This window comes from Micromonospora sp. SL1-18, from assembly GCF_047921505.1.
Lineage (GTDB): Bacteria > Actinomycetota > Actinomycetes > Mycobacteriales > Micromonosporaceae > Micromonospora.
The window spans coordinates 1-22,247 of the sequence record NZ_JBLROA010000031.1; the positions used below are offsets into that span (position 1 = coordinate 1).

Below are 22,247 nucleotides of genomic sequence, written 5' to 3' on the forward strand. Positions count from 1 at the left end.
CGTGTTCAACGACCCCCGACCGGCCGGCATTCCGGCCTCAGGATGCCGCCGACCAGCCGCGAACCGGACACCAGACCGCAGAACACCCAGACAGGCGACCACAGACCCCTGATGATCCACTCCGTGTCCCGCAAACGGCGGTATCCGACCCACACCGACACCACCACATCCCGCACACCGAGTCGATCACCACCCACCCGACACGCAAGGACCACCCTTTCGGGAAACCGTGCGCGCCGCAGACCAGGACGGCCATGCCCGCCACAGACGTCAGACCGCGAACCCCCGGAGCAGGGGGACGTGTCAGGCGAGGCCGTTGGCCTCGCGGATCACGGTGACCAACTCGTCGATGATGTCGGTCAGCGCGAAGTCCTTCGGCGTGAAGACCCGGGCCACGCCGGCCACCCGCAGTTCCTCCGCGTCGCCCGTGGGGATGATGCCGCCCACCACCACGGGCAGGTCGCCCCGTCCGGCAGACCGCAGCCCGTCCAGTACGGCCGGCACGGCGGCCAGGTGCGAACCGGAGAGCACCGAGAGGCCGACCAGGTCCACGTCCTCCTCGACCGCGGCGGCCACGATCTGCCCGGCGGTCAGCCGGATGCCCTGGTAGACCACCTCGAAGCCGGCGTCGCGGGCACGTACCGCGATCTGCTCGGCGCCGTTGGAGTGCCCGTCCAGGCCCGGCTTGCCGACCAGCAGCCGCAGCCGGCCGCTGCCCAGCTCGCGTGCCGTCGCGGCAACCCGCTCGCGGACACGCGCGAGCCCCGCCGCCCCGCCCGCCCCGGCGGCGCCGGAGAGGCCGGTCGGGGCCCGGTACTCGCCGAAGACCTGGCGCAGCGCGCCGGCCCACTCGCCGGTGGTCACCCCGGCCCGGACGCACTCCAGCGTCGCGGGCATCAGGTTGGTCGTGGTCGCGGCGTCCGCGCGTAACCGGGCAAGTGCCGCGTCCACCGCCGCCGCGTCCCGACCGGCCCGCCACTCGCGTACGGCGTCGGCGGCAGCCGCCTCGACGGCCGGGTCGACCTGCTCGATCGCCTCGGCTCCGACCACGGTCAGCGGCGACGGCTCGGTTTCGGTGAACCGGTTGACGCCGACCACCACGTCGGTACCGGCCTCCATCCGCCGGCGGCGGTCGGCGAGCGAGGCGACCAGGGCGCTCTTCAGGTAGCCGGTCTCCACGGCGGCCACCACGCCGCCCAGTTCCAGCACCTTCGCCAACTCCAGCCGGGCACCGGCCACGATGCCGTCGACCAGTGCGGTCATCACGTGCGATCCCTCGAACAGGTCCGGATACTCCAGCAGGTCCGACTCGTACGCCAGCACCTGCTGCATCCGCAGCGACCACTGCTGGTCCCAGGGGCGCGGCAGGCCTAGCGCCTCGTTCCAGGCCGGGAGCTGCACGGCGCGGGCCCGGGCGTCCCGGGAGAGGGTGACGCCGAGCATCTCCAGCACGATGCGCTGGACGTTGTTCTCCGGCTGGGCCTCGGCGAGGCCGAGCGAGTTGACCTGGACGCCGTACCGGAAGCGGCGCTGCTTCTCCTCCGCCACGCCGTACCGATCGCGGGTGATCTCGTTCCAGAGCGCGCCGAACGCGCGCAGCTTGGCTGTCTCCTCGACGAACCGCGCTCCGGCGTTGACGAAGAAGGAGATCCGCTGCACGACGTCGCCGATCCGCTCGGCGGGCACCTGGCCGGAGTCACGCACGGCGTCGAGCACGGCGACCGCGGTGGCCAACGCGAAGCCGACCTCCTGCACCGGCATCGCGCCGGCCTCCTGAAGGTGGTACGAGCAGATGTTGACCGGGTTCCACTTCGGCATCTCGCGCAGCGTGTACGCGATGACGTCCGCGGTGAGCCGCAGCGACGCCGCCGGTGGGAAGATGTACGTCCCCCGGGACAGGTACTCCTTGATGATGTCGTTCTGTGTGGTCCCGGAGAGCATGTCGGCGGGGTAGCCCTGCTCCATGGCAACCGTGCCGTAGAGGGCGAGCAACCACATCGCGGGCGCGTTGATGGTCATCGAGGTGTTCATCTCGGCCAGCGGGAGGCCGTCGAAGAGGGCCCGCATGTCGCCGAGGTGCGCCACCGGCACGCCCACCCGGCCCACCTCGCCGGCGGCCAGCTCGTGGTCCGGGTCGTACCCGGTCTGGGTGGGCAGGTCGAAGGCGACCGACAGGCCGGTCTGTCCCTTAGCCAGGTTGCGGCGGAAGAGCGCGTTGGTGGCCGTGGCGGAGGAGTGCCCGGCGTAGGTGCGCATCACCCAGGGCCGGTCGCGGTCCGGCAGCCGCCCCGGGGGAGCATTCTCGTCCATGGCCGGAGTCTAAATTACCGTTCAGTAGATCGAGTTGTGGAAAACCACACAGGCCCATGGAGTGGACCACCGGGCACGAGCGTCGCGACATGGCGGAGACCGCCACACCCCCACCCTCCATCTGGTGCGGCGAGGTCGCACACTGGACGGTATGGATGACGAGCTGGCGATCTCCGTACGGGGGCTGCGCAAGGCGTACGGCGACAACGTCGCGGTGGCGGGCGTGGACCTCGACGTCCACCGGGGCGAGGTGTTCGCCCTGCTCGGCCCGAACGGCGCCGGCAAGACCACCACCGTGGAGATCCTGGAGGGCTACCGGCAGCGCGACGCCGGCGAGGTACGCGTGCTCGGCAGCGACCCGGCCCACGCGGACGCGGACTGGCGCACCCGGGTCGGCATCGTGCTGCAGGGCACCGGCGAGTTCGACGAGCTGACCGTGGCCGAGGTGGTCCGGCACTTCGCCGGCTTCTATCCGGGTGCCGACGACCCAGACAAGATCATCGAACGGGTCGGGCTGAGCGCCAAGACCAAGGCCCGTACGCACGCCCTCTCCGGCGGGCAGAAGCGCCGCCTCGACGTGGCGCTGGGCATCATCGGCCGTCCCGAGCTGCTCTTCCTCGACGAGCCGACCACCGGCTTCGACCCGGAGGCGCGGCGGGAGTTCTGGGAGCTGATCCGGGACCTGGCCGCTGCCGGCACCACCATCGTGCTGACCACCCACTACCTGGACGAGGCCGAGGCGCTCGCCGACCGGGTCGGCGTGATCGCCGCCGGGCGGGTGATCGAGGTGGCCCCGCCCAACCGGCTGGGCAACCGGCAGGGGGCCCTCGCGACGGTCTCCTGGCGTACCCCGGACGGGACGCTGGAGAGTGCGGAGAGCGCGACGCCGACGGCACTGGTCGCGGAGCTGGCCGCGCGCTTCGGCGGCGAGGTCCCGGGCCTCACGGTGACCCGACCGACCCTGGAAGACGTATACCTCACGATGATCGGACACTGATGACGACCACCACGAAGCCGGCGACCCCGGTCGTCGCCGCCACCGGAGGGCGTCGCCTCGGCGCCGGAGCCCTGGCGCTGCGGCAGGGCCGGCTGGAGATCACCCAGTTCCTGCGCAGCCGGGAGTCCGTCGTCTTCACCATGCTCTTCCCGGTGGTGATGATTGCGATCTTCGCGTCGATCTTCACCTGGGAGATCACGCCCGGGGTGCGGTTCACCCAGTACTTCGTCACCGGCATGATCGCAACCGGCCTGATGGCAGTGAGCTTCCAGAACCTCGGCATCTGGATCCCGATCGAGCGGGACCGGGGCGTGCTGAAGCGCTACCGGGGCACCCCGATGCCGAAGTGGGTGTACTTCGCCGGCAAGGTGATCGTTGTGGTGGCGATCGGCGTCGCCGAAACCGTGCTGCTGCTCGCCGTCTCAACCGCCTTCTTCGACCTGCAACTGCCCACCGCGCCGGAGAAGTGGCTCACCTTCGGCTGGGTCGCCGGGCTCGGTGTGACCGCGTGCACGCTGTGCGGCATCGCCATCTCCTCGCTGGCCCGCACCGCCCGCAGCGGCTCGGCGGTGGTCACCCCGCTCGCGCTGATCCTGCAGTTCATCTCCGGGGTGTTCTTCGTCTTCACCGGGCTGCCGGGCTGGATGCAGCAGGTGGCGGCGCTCTTCCCGCTGAAATGGATGTGCCAGGGGTTGCGGTCGGTCTTCCTGCCGGAGAGCTTCGGGGCGCAGGAGCCGGGCGGCTCGTTCGAACTGGGCCGGGTCGCCCTGGTGCTGGCGGCTTGGTGCGTGATCGGCCTGGTCCTCTGCCTGACCACCTTCCGCTGGACCACCAAGCGCGACGGCTGACGGTCAGATGGCGAGGGCGGGCTCCTCGGGCGCGATGCCGCGTTCCACCTCCACGCCGAGCGCCCGCAGGTCGGCGACGAAGTCCGGGTAGCCGCGGTCGACGTGGTGCACGTGGGAGACCTCGGTGACCCCGTCGGCGCACAGGCCGGCGATGATCAGGCCGGCGCCGGCCCGGATGTCGGTGGCGCGTACCGGGGCGCCGGAGAGGCGGTCGCGGCCGCAGACCAGGGCGTGGTGGCCGTCGGTCTTGATGTCCGCGCCGAGCCGCATCATCTCGTTGGCGAACATGAACCGGCCGTCGAAGATGTTCTCGGTGATCAACGACCCCCCGTCGCTCACCGCGGCCAGCCCGATCGCCATCGGCAGCAGGTCGGTGGCGAAGCCCGGGAACGGCAGGGTCACCACGTCGACGGCGGTGGGACGATCGTCGACGCGTACCCGGAAGGCGTCGGCGCGGGTCTCCACCAGGCCGCCGGCCGAGACCAGCTTGTCCAGCGCGACCTCCAGGAACGCCGGGTCGATGCCGGTCACGGTGACGTCCCCACGGGTCATCGCGGCGGCGAACGCCCAGGTGCCGGCGACGATCCGGTCCCCCACGGTGGCGTGCCGGACCGGGTGCAGCTCGGGCACCCCCACGATGTGCAGGGTGGAGGTGCCCTCCCCCTCGATCCGGGCCCCCATCCGGATCAGCATCGAGCAGATGTCGACGATCTCCGGTTCCCGGGCGGCGTTGTCGATCGTCGTGGTGCCCCGGGCCAGCACCGCCGCCATCACCAGGTTCTCCGTCGCGCCGACGCTCGGGAAGTCCAGCACGATGTCCGCGCCGTGCAGCCCGTCCGGCGCCTCGGCGATGACGAAGCCGTGTTCGCCGGAGATTTCCGCGCCCATCCGGGTCAGCCCGGAGATGTGCATGTCCAGGCCGCGCGAGCCGATGGCATCCCCGCCCGGGTGGGCCACCCGCACGTACCCCCGGCGGGCCAGCAGCGGGCCGAGCACGCAGATCGACGCACGCAGCCGGCGGACCAGGTCGTAGTCGGCCTCCGCGCCGGGCTGCTCGGGTACGTCGATGACGACCGACCGGGAGCGTTCCGCCCCGCCGTGGGCCGACATCGGGTCGACCGGGTCGTCGGCGGCGAACCGTACGCCGCAGCCGAGCCGGCGCAGCACCTCCCCCATGATGGCGATGTCGGTGATCCGTGGGACGTTGGTGATCACGCTGCGCCCCGGCGCGAGCAGCGCGGCGGCCATCAGTTTGAGCGCGGAGTTCTTCGCCCCGACGACGTGCACCGTGCCGGCCAGCCGGGCCTCACCGTGTACCCGGATGACGTCGACGTCGCTGATAGCCGGGTCGCCGGCGTCGCCCGGCCCGACACCGGGCATCCAGCCGGTCTGGCCCGGCCGCGCCGGAATGGTCAGGTCCGGTATCCGTAGGCTGTGCGTCATGGCCGTCCACCTCACGCGCATCTACACCAAGGCCGGCGACGCCGGCATGACCAGGCTGAGCAACAACGAGCAGGTACCGAAGACCGATCCGCGGATCGCCGCGTACGCGGACGTCGACGAGTGCAACGCGGCTATCGGGGTCGCGCTCGCGCTGGGACAGCTCGACGACGAACTGCGGGCAGTGCTGGAGTCGATCCAGAACGACATGTTCGACGTCGGCGCGGACCTGGCGACGCCGGTCGAGCCGAACCCGGCGTATCCGCCGCTGCGGGTCACCGAGGAGTACGTGGAGCGCCTCGAGGGCTGGTGCGACGAGTACAACGGGCGCCTGAGCAAACTCGACTCCTTCATCCTCCCCGGCGGCACCGCGGGCGCGGCGCTGCTACACGTGGCACGGACGACCGCCCGACGCGCCGAGCGCGCGGCCTGGGCCCTGATCGCGCACGACCCGGACCGGACCAACACCCTCCCGGCAAAGTATCTCAACCGGCTTTCCGATCTGCTCTTTATCCTGGCAAGAACGGCAAATCCGAACGGAGATGTGCTATGGGTGCCGGGCGGGAAGCGCTGACCGTCGGCGGCCTGCACCACGTCGAGGTCTGGATACCCGATCTCGCCGCTGCCATTGCCAGTTGGGGCTGGCTTCTCGGCGAGCTGGGCTGGACGCCGTACCAGGACTGGCCGGCCGGCCGGTCCTGGCGGCTCGGCCCCACGTACCTGGTCCTGGAGGAGTCCCCGGCGCTCAGCGGCCAGGTGCACGACCGGCTCGCGCCGGGCCTCAACCATCTGGCCTTCCACGCCGGCCCGCCGGCTGCCGTGGACCGGCTGGTCGCGGCGGCCCCCGCGCACGGGTGGGAGCTGCTCTTCCCGGACCGCCATCCGCACGCCGGCGGCCCGCAGACGTACGCCGCCTACCTCACCGACGGGCAGGGGTACGAGGTGGAGCTGGTCGCCGAGCCGGATTGACCATCCGCCTCGGGCCGTCACGTTCGTGCCGGTCGCCCCGCGGGCTGGCGTCGATCGATCACGGGCTGGAAGCGGATCAGGCGGCCGGCCAGTCCTGAGAGGCCAGACGCGGCGAGGCCGCCCCGGGCGGGGCGGCCTCGAGCCAGGAGAGGAAGCCGGTGACCGTGGATCGCGCCATTGCGATCTCGACCGGCGCATGGTGACTGGTACAGCGCAGAATGACCCAGTCGGCCGGCATGGAGAGCCGCTCCTGCCCCTCGGGGAGCCGGCGGCGCTCCACCGCGAGCCCTTCGCGGGAGAGCACCCGTTTGGGCCGCAGGGCGAAGCTGAACATGCGGTACCAGCGGAGCTCGTCGCCGACGAAGCGGCCGAAGCCGGGCGACCAGCCTCGGCCGTCAAGAATCGTGGAGACCCGGACGCTGAGCCGGATGATGCCTCCGCTGCGGGTGAACAGGGCCCGCCGGACGAAGAGAATCACCAGCGCGGCGAACACGACCGCGACGCCGATTCCGATCCCTTCCAGAATCTCCATCGGCGGGTCGGCTCAGCGCGCCGGGGTGGCCGGGGTGGCGCTCTCGGCGAGGACGGTGACACCCTCACCGGTCACCGACAGGAAACCGCCGGCGACGTCGTACGCCAGCTGCTGACCGCCGGGCTGCTTGATGCGTACCTGGCTGGGCTCGGCGAGCTGGCCCAGCACGGGCGCGTGCCCCGGCAGCACACCCAGCTCACCCTCGGTCGTCCGGGCGACGACCATCTCGGCCTCGCCGGACCAGACCTTCTCCTCGACGGCTACGAGCTCGACGTGAAGCTGCTGTGCCACGCTGTCTCCTTGCTGCGGCGGCGGATTGCCGAAAGTCTAGTCGCGGCCCCGGGCGTCACCCAACGCGGGTGGCGAGACCTGCGACACGCGTCGCAGCCCTCGGCACCCGCACGGGTCCGCTGGCGCTCAGGCTAACTGTTCTTCTGCTTGAAGTCGGGGTGCTCCAAGATGAACGCGTCGATCTGTTCGTCGCGCATCGCCGCGAAGAAGTCCTCGGCCGCCGGCTGGAACTGCTCGCCCTGGTACTTCGAGCCGTTGAGGACGGGCGCGCCGGGCAGCTTGATCGTCTCGATCGAGTCGGGCCGAATGTTCTTCAGGGCAAGCCCGAAGTCGATCACACTGTTGCCACGGCCGTTGAAGATGAGCGACTCACCGGCCGCACGGAGCACCCGGTCCAGCTTGAGCGGATTGGTCACCACGTCGGCGCTGAACGCCTGGCCCACCATCGCCTTGACGAACTGCTGCTGGTGCCGCTGCCGGCCGTAGTCGGAGTCCGGCACGCCGTTCCTCGGGTAGCGCTGGCGCACATAGTCCAGTGCCTGCCAGCCGCTGAGGTGGGCGTCGCCCTTCTTGTAGACGGCCTGGGGACCGAGGTAGCTGCCACCGCCTCGCTTGAGCTGGCGCATGGTGCCGTCGGGCCGGCGATGCTCCGAGGTCACGTCCCGCTCGATGTACATGTCGACGCCACCCATCGCGTCGACGATCTTCTGGAAGCCGTTGAAGTTGATGATCGCGCCGGCGTCGAAGCGTTCGATCCCGGTGACCTTCTGGACGGTCTTCGCGAGCAGTTCGAAGCCCTGCGCGGCGCTCGGGTCCTGCCCCGACACCGCGCTGCCGTGCGACATGGCGGCATTCAGCCGGTCGTTGCCGCCCGGGTAGTTCGCCTTCGGGAAGGCCGGGATGTCGACCCGCAGATCACGCGGCAGCGAGAAGAGGTAGGCCCGGTCCAGGCCGTCCGGCACGTGCAGGACCATGATCGAGTCGGACAGCGGCCGGGTCCGTGGATTGCGAGGGTCGATGCCGACCAGCAGGATGTTGAGCGGGCCCTTGATGTCGCTCTTCTTGGCGGCGCCGGCCGCCTCGTCGCCGAAGAGGTCAGCCGTGCCGATCGCGCCTTCGTAGCGAGCCACCAGGGCCTGGTATCCCAACAGCGAGGTCCCGCTGAGCGTCATGAGGACCACGCCCAGGATGGTGCACACTCGGGCCCACCGCGGCACGCCCCACCAGATAGACCGCTTGCCGCGGTTGCTGCCGGCCTTACTCACGAGCATCTCCAATCGTCACGCCCACGACTGGCAGACGCGCGCACGGGGCCGTTTCGTTGCAAGAAATCAGAACCGATGACGTGAAAGTCGTGCCACGAACGGTACCGCGCCGCCGACGGAAACGTTTGGTCGTAGACCGGACATCTGGTAAAGCGGGCCTGAACAGGCGGAGACCGCCCCGACATCGCCGGGACGGCCTCCGTTAATGTGACGAGGGTCTCAGCCCTCCATCAGCTCCTTCGCCTTGCGCTCCAGGTCCTCCAGACCGCCGCACATGAAGAAGGCCTGCTCGGGGAAGTGGTCGTACTCGCCCTCGCTGATCTTCTTGAACGCCTCGATGGTCTCCTTGATCGGGACCGTCGAACCCGGCACGCCGGTGAACTGCTCGGCGGCGTACGTGTTCTGCGACAGGAAGCGCTCGATCCGGCGGGCCCGGCCCACGGTGATCTTGTCTTCCTCGGAGAGCTCCTCGATACCGAGGATGGCGATGATGTCCTGCAGGTCCTTGTAGCGCTGCAGAATCCGCTTCACCTCGGTGGCGACCTGGAAGTGCTCCTGGCCGACGTAATCCGCGGCGAGGATCCGGGACGACGACGCCAGCGGGTCCACCGCCGGGTAGATGCCCTTGTCGGAGATCGACCGCTCCAGGTTGGTGGTCGCGTCCAGGTGGGCGAACGTGGTGGCCGGCGCCGGGTCGGTGTAGTCGTCGGCGGGCACGTAGATCGCCTGCATCGAGGTGATGGCCTGGCCCCGGACGGAGGTGATCCGCTCCTGGAGCTCGCCCATCTCGTCGGCCAGGGTCGGCTGGTAACCCACGGCGCTCGGCATCCGGCCGAGCAGCGTGGAGACCTCGGAACCGGCCTGGGTGAAGCGGAAGATGTTGTCGATGAAGAGCAGCACCTCCTGCTTCTGCACGTCGCGGAAGTACTCCGCCATGGTCAGCGCGGAGAGGGCGACCCGCAGCCGGGTGCCCGGCGGCTCGTCCATCTGGCCGTAGACCAGCGCGGTCTTGTCGATGACGCCCGACTCGGTCATCTCGGCGATGAGGTCGTTGCCCTCACGGGTCCGCTCACCCACGCCGGCGAAGACCGAGGTGCCACCGAAGTTGCGGGCAACCCGGGTGATCATCTCCTGGATGAGCACCGTCTTGCCCACGCCCGCGCCGCCGAACAGGCCGATCTTGCCGCCCTTGACGTACGGGGCGAGCAGGTCGATGACCTTGATGCCGGTCTCCAGCATCTCGGTCTTCGGCTCCAGGTCCGCGAAGGCCGGAGCCTTGCGGTGGATCTGCCAGTGGTCGTCCGGGTTGAGCGTCTCGCCCTCGCGGAGGTTCAGGACCTCACCGATCGCGTTGAACACGTGACCCTTGACCGCGTCGCCCACCGGGACGCTGATCGGCGAGCCGGTGTCCTGGACCTCGGTGCCGCGGACCAGGCCGTCGGTCGGCTGCATCGAGATGGCGCGGACCAGGTTGTCACCCAGGTGCTGGGCGACCTCCAGGGTCAGCGTCTTCTCGCCACCGGACAGCGTCACGTTGACGTGCAGGGCGTTGAACAGGTCCGGCATGGCGTCGCGCGGGAACTCGGCGTCGACGACCGGGCCGATGACCCGGACCACGCGACCGGTGGCCGTCTTGGTCTCTACTGGGGCAGTCATCACACTTCACTTCCCGACGCGGCCAGCGCGTTGGCGCCGCCGACGATCTCGCTGATCTCCTGGGTGATCCCGGCCTGGCGGGCCGAGTTCATCTCACGCGTGTACTTCTCGATCATCTCTTCGGCGTTGTCGGTGGCGCTCTTCATCGCCCGCCGCCGGGCCGCCGACTCGCTGGCCGCCGACTCCAACAACGCCGCGTAGATCCGCGTGTTGATGTACTTCGGCAGCAGCGCGTCGAGCAGCGCCTCCGCCTCCGGCTCGAACTCGTACGCCGGGAGCAGGCCCTGGGGGGCCTCCGACCGCGGACGCTCGTCGACCTGCATCGGGCCGATGATCCGACTCACCGGCGTCTGGGTCATCAGGGACTTGAACTCGGTGTAGACGATGTGCAGCTCGTCGATGCCGAGGACGCCGTCCGCGCCGGGGCCGCCGTCCACGTCGTCCGCGCCGCCGGTGAACGCCTTGATCAGCGTCTCACCCACCTCGCGGGCGTCCGAGAAGCCCGGCTGCTCCGAGAAGCCGGTCCAGCTCGCCTCGATGTCCCGGTTACGGAACCGGTAGAACGTGACGCCCTTGCGGCCGATCACGTAGAGCACCGGCTCCTTGCCGTCGGCCCGCAGCCGCGCGATCAGCGACTCCGCGGTCTTGATCGCGTTGGAGCTGTAGCCACCGGCCAGACCACGGTCACTGGTGACCAGCAGTACGCCCGCCCGCCGCACCCGCTCGCGCGGGGTGAGCAGCGGGTGGTCGATCCGCGCGTTGGAGGCCAGCGCCGTGAGCACGTCGGTGATCGCCTTGGCGTACGGCAGGGATGCCGCCACCCGAGTCTGGGCCTTGGCGATGCGGCTCGTCGCTACGAGCTCCATCGCCTTGGTGATCTTCTTCATCGACTTCGCCGAGCGGATCCGTTGACGAAGAACGCGAACCTGGGCGGCCATCGTCAGCTCTCAGCCGGGCGGTCGGTCGAGCCGTCGCGGAACCGGGTCACCGTCTCGCGGGTCTCCTCGCCCTCCAACGCCTTGGCCGGGGCCTCGTTGATCCGGGTCTCGTCCTCCTTGCCGAGGAAGAGCTGCTTGAAGTCGGTGATGGCCGAGTCCAGCGAGGCGATGATGTCGTCGCCCCACTTGTTGTCGGCGATCGCGGCCAGGATGCCGTCGTGCTTGTGCCGGAGGTACTGCAGGAACTCCGACTCGAAGCGCTTGATCTCGCCGACCGGGATGTCGTCCAGCTTGCCCTCGGTGCCGGCCCAGACCGAGACGACCTGCTCCTGCACCGGGTAGGGCGAGTAGTTCGACTGCTTGAGCAGCTCGACCAGGCGGGAACCGCGCTCGAGCTGGGCGCGGGAGGCCTTGTCCAGGTCGGAGGCGAAGGCGGCGAACGCCTCCAGCTCGCGGAACTGGGCCAGGTTGAGCCGGAGCGAACCGGCGACCTTCTTCATCGGCTTCACCTGGGCGGCGCCACCGACCCGGGAGACCGAGGTGCCGACGTTGATGGCCGGCCGGACGCCCTGGTTGAACAGGTCGGTCTCCAGGAAGATCTGGCCGTCGGTGATCGAGATGACGTTGGTCGGGATGAACGCCGAGATGTCGTTCGCCTTGGTCTCGATGATCGGCAGACCGGTCATCGAGCCGCCGCCCAGTTCGTCGGAGAGCTTGGCGCAGCGCTCCAGCAGCCGGGAGTGCAGGTAGAAGACGTCACCCGGGTACGCTTCGCGGCCCGGTGGGCGACGCAGCAGCAGCGACACGGCGCGGTACGCCTCGGCCTGCTTGCTCAGGTCGTCGAAGACGATCAGGACGTGCTTGCCGCCGTACATCCAGTGCTGGCCGATGGACGAGCCGGTGTACGGGGCGAGGTACTTGAAGCCGGCCGGGTCCGAGGCCGGGGAGGCGACGATGGTGGTGTATTCCATCGCGCCCGCCTCCTCCAGCGTCCCCTTGATCGAGGCGATGGTGGAGGCCTTCTGGCCGATGGCGACGTAGATGCAGCGGACCTGCTTCTTCGGGTCGCCGGAGCGCCAGTTGTCCCGCTGGTTGAGGATGGTGTCCAGGGCGACCGTGGTCTTACCGGTCTTCCGGTCACCGATGATCAGCTGCCGCTGGCCGCGGCCGATCGGGGTCATGGCGTCGACGGCCTTGAGACCGGTCTGCAGCGGCTCGTCGACCGACTTGCGGGCCATCACGTTCGGGGCCTGGAGCTCCAGCTCGCGGTAGCCCTCGTTCGGGATGTCGCCGAGGCCGTCGATCGGCTGGCCGAGCGCGTTGACCACGCGGCCGAGGAAGGCGTCGCCGACCGGGACGGAGAGCACCCGCTCGGTGCGCTTGACGCGCTGCCCCTCCTCGATACCGCCGAAGTCACCGAGGACGACGACACCGATCTCCCGGACGTCGAGGTTCAGCGCCACGCCGAGCGTGCCGTCCTCGAACTCCAGGAGCTCGTTGGTCATGGTCGAGGGCAGACCCTCGACGTGGGCGATGCCGTCGCCAGCGTCGGCGACGGTGCCGACCTCCTCACGGGAGACGTCGGCCGTGTAGGAGGAGACGTAGCGCTCGAGGGCGCCGCGGATCTCCTCCGTCGAGATGGTCAGCTCGGCCATCCTCTGCTTCCTTCAAGTATCAGGGGCCCGGGATACCTAGTACCGACCGGTCCGATGGCGTCGAATCAGGGCTGCGGAGACGCTGGTCAGCGCTTCGCGAGCGCGTTACGGGTCTCGTTGAGGCGGCGCAGGACGGTGCCGTCGTACAGGTCGGAGCCGACCCGCACGCTCACCCCACCGAGCACCTCCGGGTTCACCGTCTGCTTGACGGAAACCTCTCGACCGTACATCGCGGAGAGGCGAGCACCGAGGCGTCGCTCCTCCTCGTCACTCAGCAGGGCTGCCACGGTCACGTACGCGACCTGGCGGTCCCGCCGGTCGGCGGCCAGCTCAACCAGCCGGGTGAGCGCCCCGATGAAGGAGCGCCCCCCGAAGCCCGCCAGCGCGGCCTCGACGAGACGGACGGTGACCGGCCGGGCCTTGCCGGCGAGCAGCTCGCGGGCCAGCGTGGCCCGCCGCTCGGCAGTGGCCATCGGGTCGGAGAGCGCGTTGGACAGCTCGGCGGAAGCGGACACGACCTGGCCGAAACGGAACAGCTCGTCCTCCACCTCGCCCAGCTCGCCGGCCTTCTCGGCACCCGCCAGGAGCGCCTCGACGCCCAGCCGCTCGGTGCCGTCGAGCAGTTCCGACGGCGCCGACCAGCGGCCGGCGACCAGCGAGACGAGCAGGTCGAGCGCGTCGCTGCCGACCTTCCCGCTCAGGATGCCCGTGAGCAGGCCGGTGCGGTCCTCGCCCGGACGCGCCGGGTCGGACAGCGCCCGGCGCAGCCGCGGCTCGCGCCGCAGCAGTGTGGCCACGGAGAGGATGTCGTCGGCGGTGGCGGCCACCGCCGACGGCTCCGCGCCGCGGGCGTACGCGTCGAGGCGCTCGGCCGCGACCTTGTACGACTCCCGGCTGGCGGCCTGCATCAGCGGGCCCCCGCGCTCTCGAGGCCGCTCAGGAACCGGTCGACGGTGCCCTTGCGACGCGCCTCGTCGGCGAGCGACTCACCGACGATCTTGCTGGCCAGGTCCACCGCGAGCGTGCCGACCTCGGTGCGGAGCTCGCGCACGATGGTGGCCCGCTCGGCGGCGAGCTGCTCCTTGCCGGCAGCGATGATCCGGTCGGACTCCTCCCGCGCCTTGGCGAGAATGTCCTGGCGAATGCCCTCGGCGTCGGCGCGGGCGTCGTCGCGGATCTTGGCGGCGTCGGTCCGGGCCTCGGCCAGCTGCGCGCGGTACTGCTCGAGCAGCTGGTTGGCCTCGGCCTGGGCGGCCTCGGCGCGCTTGATGCCGCCCTCGATCGCGTCGACCCGGGCCTGGAACGTCTCCTCCATGCGGGGGAAGACGAACTTCATCAGCACGAAGCAGAGCACGAGGAAGGCGACTCCACCGATCAGGAGCTCCTGCCAGAGCGGAATGATCGGGTTGTGGGCTTGCACCTCAGCGAGCACGAACATGAAGACCTCCCGGTCGAAGGAAGGGCTGGATCAGGAGACCGTGCCCTGCCAGACAAAGCCGAACGCGACGCCGAGCAGGGCCAGCGCCTCGATGACGGCGAAGCCGATCCAGACGTACGGCAGGGTCATCCGGGACGACTCCGGCTGCCGGGCGGTGGACTGGATGTAGGCGCTGAAGACCAGGCCGACGCCGATACCGGGGCCGATGGCGGCGAGGCCGTAGCCGATGGCGGCGGTGCTGCCGGAAACCGCGGCGAGAACGTCCATTGGTTGGTTCCTCCTGGATATCACGCGTGACGATCACGCGGACGACAACGGTTGGTGCGAAGTGGATCAGTGCTCTTCGGCGAGCGCGCCCTGCACGTAGCTGGCGCTCAGCACGGTGAAGACGTAGGCCTGCAGGACGATCACCAGGAACTCGAGGAAGGTCAGCGCGATGGTCATCAGCCAGGAGAGCACCGAGATCGGGGCCAGCAGCGCGGCGGAGTTGAGCATCGCGAAGCCGCCGAGCGTGAAGACCAGCAGGAGCATGTGGCCGGCGAACATGTTGGCGAAGAGACGGACGGCCAGCGAGAACGGCCGGACCAGGAACGTCGAGAACGCCTCGATCGGGATCAGCAGCGGCAGGATGTACCACGGCGCGGGCGGGATCAGCGCGTGCTTGAAGTATTTGACGAACCCGTGCTGCCGGATGCCGACCCAGTTGAACATCACGTAGCTGATCAGAGCGAGGAATGTCGGGAACGCGATGTGCGAGTTCGGCGAGATCTGGAACGGCGGGATGATCGCGAACGCGTTCGTCAGCAGGATGAAGCAGAAGAGCGTGGTGAAGTACGGCGCGAAGCGAACGCCCTGGTGCCCGATCATGTCGACCGCGATGTTGTTCCGCACGAAGCCGTAGATCGACTCGGCGTACCACTGCTTCTTGGTCGGCACCAGCTGCGGCTTGCGGTAGCTGAGCAGGAAGAACAGGATCAGGATCCCGACCGCCAGCCAGACCATGAAGGTGATCTTGGTGAACCAGTACGAGTTGTGCGCACCCCACGGCAGGATGCTGGGCAGGTAGAAGTCCTCCACGCTGGGTGGGAAATTGACCTCGCCCTGTGCAAGGACGTTTGCCTGTCCGAACACCGCGTCCCTTCCTATTGAGGCGTGCCGAGCTTGCGCACGACCAGGATGATCCCCCCGGCCATGCCGAGCACGATCCCGATCCCGGTGGCGATGCCACGGGTGTCGAGCCAACGGTCGACCAGCCAGCCGACGAAGCCCCACACGAGCATGCCCGCGATCAGGTAGCTGAGCGCGGTCCAGCCCTGACCGGCACCGGGCGGAACATCGCCCGGGCCGTCAGCGCTGGGGGGTTTTTGGTCACCGGCCATGACGGGCCGAACGATATCAGTCGAGGATACGAGGCTGTGCCTCACCCCCCGCACAACCTGGTTGTGTGGGACACGGGTGGGCGAAGTCGTCTGGAGGAACGCTACTCCCCTCCCGCCCCTGAGAGAATGACCGATCGCGGACACACCGGCGGCGCCGTACGAAAGCCGGGACAGCGCCGCCGGGGTCGGCGGCCGTCAGCGTGCGGCGCGGCGGGCGTGGACGGTGGTCAGCCACCAGATGTGCAGCCCGGTCCAGACCGCGACGCCCGCCGCGATGCCCAGACAGAGCGGGATCAGTCCTGGCCAGCCGGTCGAGGCCACCAGCACCATCACGGCCCCGAGCAGGGTCATCTTGGCCACGTACACGCCGACCCCGAAGGGCAGCACCAGCTGCGGGTCGCGGGCGTCGGCCCAGGCCAGCACGATGGTGGTGACCGTGTAGCTGAGCGCGGTGACGCCGACCCCGGCCGCCGCGCCGAGCGCGCCGTCCGCGCCCCGGGTCACCCCGCCGACCACCGCCGCCGCCGCGCCCAGCACCGCCGACGCGATCAGCAGCACCGGCAGATGACGCAGCCGCCAGCCGCGATCCGCGGTCGCCTCCGCCGCCCGCGTCCCGGACTCAGCCACGGGGGTACGCCGGGAAGGCGGTGACCAGCTCGGTCACGTCGGCGGCGATGCGGGCCAGCTCGTCGGGACCACCGGTGGCCGCCGGGTCGGTGCGGACCGCCCGCGCGATCAGCGCGGCGATCCGTCGCATCTCGCCCTCCCGCATGCCCTGGGTGGTGACGCTCGGCGTGCCCACCCGGAGGCCGGAGGCGACCATCGGCTTTTGCGGATCGTACGGGACGGCGTTCTTGTTGAGCGTGATGCGCGCGACGTCGCAGCGCGCCTCCGCGTCCGCCCCGGTCACGCCGAGCGCGCGCAGGTCGATCAGGGTGAGGTGGGTGTCGGTGCCACCGGAGACCGGCCGCATGCCCTCCGCGGCCAGCCCGTCGGCGAGCGCCTGGGCGTTGCTGATCACCTGGGCAGTGTACGCACGGAACTCGGGCTGGGCGGCCTCGCGCAGCGCGACCGCCTTGGCCGCGACGGCGTGCATCAGCGGGCCGCCCTGGGTGAACGGGAAGACTGCCTTGTCGATCCGGGCGGCCAGCGTCTCCCGGCAGAGGATCATGCCGCCACGCGGACCGCGCAGCACCTTGTGGGTGGTGCAGCACACCACGTCGGCGTACGGCAGCGGGGACGGGATCGCCTGGCCGGCGACCAGCCCGATGAAGTGCGCCGCGTCCACCATCAGGTACGCGTCGACCTCGTCGGCGATCTCCCGGAACCGGGCGAAGTCGATCAGCCGCGGGTACGCCGTCGCGCCGCAGATGATCATCTTGGGCCGGTGCGTCCGGGCCAGGTCGCGCACCTCGTCGTAGTCGATCAGCTCGGTGTCCGGCCGGACCCGGTAGCTGACGGCGTGGAACCACTTGCCGGAGAAGTTCACCCGGCTGCCGTGGGTGAGGTGGCCCCCGTGCGGCAGGTCCATCGCCAGCACGGTGTCCCCCGGCTGCAGTAGGGCGGCGTACGCGGCCAGGTTGGCGCTGGCGCCCGAGTGCGGCTGGAGGTTGGCGTGCTCCGCGCCGAAGAGCTCCTTCGCCCGGGCGACGCCGATCTCCTCGGCGCGGTCCACCTCGACACAGCCGCCGTAGTACCGCCGGCCCGGGTAGCCCTCGGCGTACTTGTTGGTCAGCGTGGAGCCGAGGGCGGCCAGCACGGCCGGGGAGGTCAGGTTCTCGCTGGCGATCAGTTGCAGCCCGCCGCGCAGCCGCGCCAACTCCCCCAGCACCACCCCGGCGATCTCCGGGTCAACGGCGCTGAGCTGCTGGAAGTCCGGCCCCCAGAAGGTGTCCCCCACGTTCTCCACACCCAAGAAGTCTACGGAGCCCGCCACACTCCTCCCGCGATCTCGCAGGTCCCGCGTTACCCGGTCAGTTGGTGGTGCGGGGAGAGGTGCGCTGGGAGGCGACCTTCCGGCTGGGCGGGACGAAGTCGCGCACCGGCTGGTCGCGCAGCGCGTACGCCATCAGCCCACCCACGGCTGCGATCTGCCGGGTCTGCACGCCGCCGCCGACGGCGTCCTGGGGGTCGTCCGGGTTCGCGGCGATGGTGGCGACGGCGAGCTGCGGGGTGAACGCGACGAGGGTCTCCGTCCGGTTCTCGTCCGAGCTGCCGGTCTTGCCGCCCAGCGGGCGCCGGAGCGCGCGCTCGAGCTCCTCGGCGGTGCCGCCGTCGCAGCGCCGGTACATCGACTGGTCGCCGACCGGGCAGCGGGCCGCGTCCGCCGCCGCCCGGGCCACGTCGGTGTCGAGCGCCTGCCGGCAGTCCGGGTTGCCGGCGGCGAACTTCCGGCCCGAGGAGTCGGTGATGGAGGTCACCGGGGTGGGGCGGCACCAGACCCCCTCGGCGGCCACCGTCGCGTACGCCCCGGCCAGGTCGAGGGGGGTGGTGTCGGCGACGCCGAGGGTGAACGGACCCCAGCTCCTCGCCCCCTGGCGGGCCAGCCGCGCGTCGTCGGGCGAGCGCAGCACGATGCCCAGCCGCTCGGCCATCTCCACCACTCGGTCCGCACCCACCTGCTGGGTCAGCCAGACGAAGTAGGTGTTCACCGACCGGCCGAACGCGCTCCACATGGTGCGAGGGCCGTCCATCCAGTACGGGTTGGCGTTGGGCGGGCACCAGTGGCCGCCGCAGTTGGCCGACCCCGAGCCGTTCGGGTAGTCGCTGACGAACCTGGACGGGGCGTCGAACTCGGTGTCCAGCGGCAGCCCGGCCTCCAGCGCGGCGAGCATCGCGAAGAGCTTGAAGGTCGAGCCGGCCTGGTAGCCGACGATGTCGCCGCCCCCGGCGATGAGCTGGTTGACGGTGTTCGGGTAGTTCTTCTGCCCCGTCGGGTTCGCGGTGACGCTGTAGTTCCGGTTCACCGCCATGGCCAGCACCCGGCCGGTGCCCGGCTGCACCACCGCGGTCGGCGCGGCCCGTTTGTTGGTCGCGGCGTAGATCCCGAGCACCTGCTCGGTGGTCTTGCGCTGCAGGTCCGGATCGAGCGAGGAGACGATCGACCAGCCGCCCCGGCGCAGCGTCCGCTGCCGTTCCTCCGGTGACTTGCCGAAGGCGGGCTGGGCGTTCCACCACTGGGTGAACCAGTCGCAGAAGAAGCCCCAGTCGTTGTGCTCGGCGGATACCGCGGCGCAGTCGTTCGGCGTGGCGCTGGGCCGCAGGCCCAGCTTCGCGGCCTTGGCCTGCGTGCCGTCCGCGGCGGTCACCTGGGCGGTCTCCACCATCCGGTCCAGCACGTACGCCCGGCGGTTCAGTGCCGCGTCCGCGTTGCCGTTGATCGGGTCGTCGCTGTCGGGCGAGCGGACCAGCCCGGCCAGCAGCGCCGCCTGGGCCAGGGTCAGCTTCGCCGGGGTGGTGGAGAAGTAGCGTTTGCTGGCCGCGGCGATGCCGTACGCCCCGGCGCCGAAGTACGCGATGTTCAGGTAGCGGCCGAGGATCTCGTCCTTGCTCAGCTCGCGTTCCAGGGCCAGCGCGTACCGCATCTCCCGGATCTTGCGGCCCGCGGTGATCTCGGTGGCCTTGGCCCGCTGCTCCTCGGTCAACCGGGGGTCGCTGGCCAGCGCGTTGCGCACGTACTGCATGGTCAATGTGGAGGCGCCCTGCCGGGTCTCGCCCTCCCGCCGGTTGACGGTGAGGGCCCGCACCACGCCGCGTACGTCGACGCCGTGGTGCTGGTAGAAGCGGACGTCCTCGGCCGCCACCATGGCCTGCCGCATCACCGGTGCCACGCCATCGACCGGCACGTCCACCCGGTCCTCCACGTAGAACGAGGTGATCAGGGTGCGGCCGTCGTTGGCGTAGAGGTTGGAGCGCTGGGCCGGCTCCGGCGTACGCAGCGAATCCGGCAGCCCGGCGTAGGGCATCAGCCCCTTGAAACCGAGCCCGAACGCCAGCGCGGCCGGCAGTGCGGCCGCGGCCAGGACCAGTCCGGCGAGCACGCCGGAGAGCAGGACGGTGAACAGCTTGTCGAGATGGGCCCGGTTCATCAGCTCTCCCCGCAGGAGCCGGCTTTACGAGACCCATTCAGAATGACCGGAATCGGTAGGTTTGCCACCACCTTCCCCAAAACACGCAGGAATTTCGCGAGGAAGGATGAAGTCGGACAGAACCCCCAACGAGCGGGCCATCCCGTGATTCACGGACAGCAGCGTGACTCAGGACAGCAGCGTGGCGGCCAGCGGGTGCACCGTCTCCTCGATCTCGTCGGCCACCCGGGTGAAGCACTGGTCGCCCCGGCCCCACGGATCGTCGAGATCGTCGGTGGACAGCGCGGCAGCGCCCTGCCGGGCCGCGTCCACGGCGGCCACCAGGGCCACGCCCCGGGCGTACACCGCCGCCGGGGTGACCTCGACCGGGGGCAGGCCGGACCGGTCCACCCCGCCCAGCAGCCGGCCGAACTCGCCGAGCACGAACGTGCGGGCGGCGGCGTCCGGCCGCAGCGCCACCACGTACTCCTGCTGGTCGACGGTGGCGGTGAGGACCAGATCGGCCGCGTCGATGAGGTCGGAGCGGAGCTTGCGGGCGGCGAAGCCCACCACGTCACCGCCACGCGAGGTGATCTGCCGGGCAGCGGGCGGGTTCATCCCCTCGCCGGCGTGCCAGCCGCCGGTGCCCGCGCTGTGGCTGTGCACCAGCTCATCCACGCCGGCAGTATCGACGCCGAGGCGGCGCAGCCGCTCCCCGACGGCGAGCACCAGCAGTCGCTCGGCCATCGGCGAGCGGCAGATGTTGCCCATGCACACGTGCAGCACGGTGAACGGCGGCACTCAGACTCCCCGCTCGTCGAGGATGTCCGGCACCACGTCGCGTAGCTTCTCCATCGAAACGGCGCCCTGCCGCAGCAGGCGGGGCACGTCGCCGGTGAGGTCGACAATCGTGCTGGGCACCGGGTCCACGGCCGGGCCGGCCTCCAGGTAGGCGCGGACGCCGTAGCCGAGCTGGTCGCGGGCCTCCTCGGCGGTGAGCGCGGCCGGCTGCCCGATCTTGTTGGCCGAGGCCACCGCCATGGGGCCGGTCTCCCGCAGCACCTCCAACGCCACCGGGTGCAGGGGCATCCGCACCGCCACCGTGCCGCTGGTGTCGCCCAGGTCCCACGCGAGGCTCGGCGAGTGCTCCAGCACGATGGTCAACGCGCCCGGCCAGAACGCCTCGACCAGGTCGCGGGCCGCGCGGGGCAGCGAGAAGACCAGGCCGTCAAGGGTGTGCCGGGACCCGATCAGCACCGGGGGCGCCTGCTGCGAGCCCTTCGCGTCCGCGAGGGCCTTCACCGCGTACGGGGTGAAGGCGTCGGCGCCGATGCCGTAGACCGTGTCGGTCGGCAGGACGACGAGCTCCCCGTTCTTGATCGCCTCGATCGCAGCGGCGATGCCGCGGTCCCGGTCTTCGAGCGACCGACAGTCGTAGAGCATCACGAGGAGCCAGTCTGCCACGCCGCGTCGGGCCCGGCGTGCTGGCCGTCCACCCGGCGGGACGCGGTGGCGAAACGAGGTCGACCGACCAGGTCCCGGTGCTCCTCGACCCGCTCGTACCGGCCATCGGCGGCGAGCAGTGCGGGCACCGCCGCCCCGTGGGTGTCGTCGTGCTCGACGCCGAGCACGCCACCGGGCCGGAGCAACTCGGCCGCCCGGGCGACCACCGGCCGGATGACGTCCAGCCCGTCCGCGCCGCCGAAGACCGCCTCGTCCGGGTCGTGCCCGGCCACGTCCGGCGACACCACCACCGACCGCGGCACGTACGGCGGGTTGCAGAGCAGCACGTCGACCCGGCCGACCAGGCCGGCGAGGAGCCGTGGGTCGGTGACGTCGGCCGCCACCACCTCGACCGGGGTGTCCCCCGCCGCGGCCCGGTCCGCCGCGTTGCGGTGCAGCCAGACCAGCGCGGCCGGGGAGCGTTCCACCGCCACCACCCGGGCGCCGGGCAGCTCCTGGGCCACCGCCAAGGCGATCGCGCCGGAGCCGCTGCACAGGTCCACGACCAGCGGGGATCCCCGCCGCCGTCCCTGCTCGACGCCCCAGCCGGCGAGCAGCTCGGTCTCCGGACGGGGCACGAACACCCCGGGGCCGACCGCCAGCTCCAGGTGCCGGAAGCCGGCGACGCCGGTGAGGTGCTGGAGGGGCTCGCGGGCCGCCCGCCGAGCCACCAGCGCGGCCAAGCGGTCGCGCTGATCCGGGGTGAAGCCGTCGGCCAGCGCCAGCCGGCCACGGGGCACGTCCAGCACGTACGCGGCGAGCTGCTCGGCCTCCGCGCGCGGCGCCTCGAGCCCGGCCGCTGCCAGGGCCTGCGCCGCCCGGGCGACCGCCAGCGAGGGGAGCTCGCGTTCTGTCCCTTTGGACGGGTGTTGCGGGAGGGAGGACACGACATAATCATGAAGCGTCGGGCGCCGCTCTCACGAGCGGGTGCGCCCGGACGCACAGGGACAGGGAGGTCC

The 22,247-nt window shown here is 70.6% G+C and carries 23 protein-coding genes; 4 read left to right on the forward strand and 19 right to left on the reverse strand.

The window, feature by feature from the left end; translation table 11 throughout:
* Positions 1–303: 303 nt before the first annotated feature.
* Entirely contained in the window at positions 304–2,310 is a 2,007-nt protein-coding gene (locus ACNAW0_RS16785) for a protein meaA (protein ID WP_416288813.1), read from the reverse strand.
* A gap of 151 nt (positions 2,311–2,461) precedes the next feature.
* Here ACNAW0_RS16785 and ACNAW0_RS16790 point away from each other — a divergent pair, with 151 nt between their 5' ends.
* Positions 2,462–3,307 (forward strand): ABC transporter ATP-binding protein, encoded by an 846-nt coding sequence (locus ACNAW0_RS16790; RefSeq protein ID WP_416288814.1) that lies wholly within the window; start codon positions 2,462–2,464, stop codon positions 3,305–3,307.
* Complete coding sequence (locus ACNAW0_RS16795; protein WP_416288815.1) at positions 3,307–4,155, forward strand: ABC transporter permease; 849 nt, start codon at positions 3,307–3,309, stop codon at positions 4,153–4,155. Before ACNAW0_RS16790 ends, ACNAW0_RS16795 begins: the two co-directional genes overlap by 1 nt.
* 3 nt (positions 4,156–4,158) lie before the next feature.
* On the opposite strand, the gene murA is transcribed toward ACNAW0_RS16795, so the two are convergent.
* Positions 4,159–5,598, reverse strand: coding sequence for a UDP-N-acetylglucosamine 1-carboxyvinyltransferase (gene murA, locus ACNAW0_RS16800; RefSeq protein ID WP_416288816.1), 1,440 nt, complete (start codon positions 5,596–5,598; stop codon positions 4,159–4,161).
* Here murA and ACNAW0_RS16805 point away from each other — a divergent pair.
* Both ACNAW0_RS16805 and ACNAW0_RS16810 read left to right on the forward strand, forming a co-directional pair.
* Positions 5,597–6,169, forward strand: a complete 573-nt coding sequence (locus ACNAW0_RS16805) for a cob(I)yrinic acid a,c-diamide adenosyltransferase (RefSeq protein ID WP_416288817.1) — start codon at positions 5,597–5,599, stop codon at positions 6,167–6,169. The two genes, murA and ACNAW0_RS16805, sit on opposite strands and share 2 nt — an antisense overlap.
* Entirely contained in the window at positions 6,145–6,564 is a 420-nt protein-coding gene (locus ACNAW0_RS16810; RefSeq protein WP_416288818.1) for a VOC family protein, read from the forward strand. Before ACNAW0_RS16805 ends, ACNAW0_RS16810 begins: the two co-directional genes overlap by 25 nt.
* 76 nt (positions 6,565–6,640) lie before the next feature.
* Here the strand turns inward: ACNAW0_RS16810 and ACNAW0_RS16815 are convergent, their stop codons facing one another.
* From ACNAW0_RS16815 to prmC, 17 genes are all read right to left on the reverse strand, one after another.
* Positions 6,641–7,096 (reverse strand): DUF2550 domain-containing protein, encoded by a 456-nt coding sequence (locus ACNAW0_RS16815; RefSeq protein WP_416288819.1) that lies wholly within the window; start codon positions 7,094–7,096, stop codon positions 6,641–6,643.
* A gap of 12 nt (positions 7,097–7,108) precedes the next feature.
* Positions 7,109–7,387 carry a F0F1 ATP synthase subunit epsilon gene (locus ACNAW0_RS16820; protein ID WP_416288820.1) on the reverse strand — a complete coding sequence of 93 codons (279 nt, stop codon included), beginning with the start codon at positions 7,385–7,387 and terminating at the stop codon, positions 7,109–7,111.
* 131 nt (positions 7,388–7,518) lie between these two features.
* The gene (locus ACNAW0_RS16825; protein WP_416288821.1) at positions 7,519–8,658 is read right to left on the reverse strand and encodes an LCP family protein; all 1,140 of its coding nucleotides are present in this window, start codon (positions 8,656–8,658) and stop codon (positions 7,519–7,521) included.
* Between the two features lie 213 nt (positions 8,659–8,871).
* Entirely contained in the window at positions 8,872–10,308 is a 1,437-nt protein-coding gene (gene atpD / locus ACNAW0_RS16830) for a F0F1 ATP synthase subunit beta (RefSeq protein ID WP_416288822.1), read from the reverse strand.
* Entirely contained in the window at positions 10,308–11,246 is a 939-nt protein-coding gene (locus ACNAW0_RS16835) for a F0F1 ATP synthase subunit gamma (RefSeq protein ID WP_416288823.1), read from the reverse strand. Before ACNAW0_RS16835 ends, atpD begins: the two co-directional genes overlap by 1 nt.
* Before the next feature lie 2 nt (positions 11,247–11,248).
* The gene (gene atpA, locus ACNAW0_RS16840; RefSeq protein ID WP_416288824.1) at positions 11,249–12,901 is read right to left on the reverse strand and encodes a F0F1 ATP synthase subunit alpha; all 1,653 of its coding nucleotides are present in this window, start codon (positions 12,899–12,901) and stop codon (positions 11,249–11,251) included.
* Between the two features lie 86 nt (positions 12,902–12,987).
* Positions 12,988–13,809, reverse strand: a complete 822-nt coding sequence (locus ACNAW0_RS16845; protein ID WP_416288825.1) for a F0F1 ATP synthase subunit delta — start codon at positions 13,807–13,809, stop codon at positions 12,988–12,990.
* Complete coding sequence (locus tag ACNAW0_RS16850) at positions 13,809–14,339, reverse strand: F0F1 ATP synthase subunit B (protein WP_416288826.1); 531 nt, start codon at positions 14,337–14,339, stop codon at positions 13,809–13,811. The genes ACNAW0_RS16845 and ACNAW0_RS16850 overlap by 1 nt, the downstream gene beginning before the upstream one ends.
* Before the next feature lie 30 nt (positions 14,340–14,369).
* Entirely contained in the window at positions 14,370–14,606 is a 237-nt protein-coding gene (locus ACNAW0_RS16855) for a F0F1 ATP synthase subunit C (protein ID WP_416288827.1), read from the reverse strand.
* 66 nt (positions 14,607–14,672) lie between these two features.
* Positions 14,673–15,470: a F0F1 ATP synthase subunit A gene (atpB, locus tag ACNAW0_RS16860; protein ID WP_416288828.1), complete on the reverse strand. Its 798-nt coding sequence runs from the start codon at positions 15,468–15,470 to the stop codon at positions 14,673–14,675.
* Positions 15,471–15,481: 11 nt separating this feature from the next.
* The gene (locus tag ACNAW0_RS16865) at positions 15,482–15,718 is read right to left on the reverse strand and encodes an AtpZ/AtpI family protein (RefSeq protein WP_416288829.1); all 237 of its coding nucleotides are present in this window, start codon (positions 15,716–15,718) and stop codon (positions 15,482–15,484) included.
* 195 nt (positions 15,719–15,913) lie between these two features.
* A complete protein-coding gene (locus ACNAW0_RS16870) occupies positions 15,914–16,345 on the reverse strand; it encodes a hypothetical protein (RefSeq protein WP_416288830.1) in 432 nt (143 codons plus the stop codon).
* Positions 16,338–17,627, reverse strand: a complete 1,290-nt coding sequence (gene glyA, locus ACNAW0_RS16875) for a serine hydroxymethyltransferase (protein WP_416288831.1) — start codon at positions 17,625–17,627, stop codon at positions 16,338–16,340. The genes ACNAW0_RS16870 and glyA overlap by 8 nt, the downstream gene beginning before the upstream one ends.
* Before the next feature lie 64 nt (positions 17,628–17,691).
* Positions 17,692–19,806, reverse strand: a complete 2,115-nt coding sequence (locus tag ACNAW0_RS16880; protein ID WP_416288832.1) for a transglycosylase domain-containing protein — start codon at positions 19,804–19,806, stop codon at positions 17,692–17,694.
* A 168-nt stretch (positions 19,807–19,974) separates the two neighbouring features.
* A complete protein-coding gene (locus ACNAW0_RS16885; protein ID WP_416288833.1) occupies positions 19,975–20,586 on the reverse strand; it encodes a phosphotyrosine protein phosphatase in 612 nt (203 codons plus the stop codon).
* On the reverse strand, positions 20,587–21,228 hold the full coding sequence (locus tag ACNAW0_RS16890) for an L-threonylcarbamoyladenylate synthase (RefSeq protein WP_416288875.1): 642 nt from the start codon (positions 21,226–21,228) through the stop codon (positions 20,587–20,589).
* Positions 21,228–22,175: a peptide chain release factor N(5)-glutamine methyltransferase gene (gene prmC / locus ACNAW0_RS16895; protein WP_416288834.1), complete on the reverse strand. Its 948-nt coding sequence runs from the start codon at positions 22,173–22,175 to the stop codon at positions 21,228–21,230. The genes ACNAW0_RS16890 and prmC overlap by 1 nt, the downstream gene beginning before the upstream one ends.
* Positions 22,176–22,247: the final 72 nt, after the last annotated feature.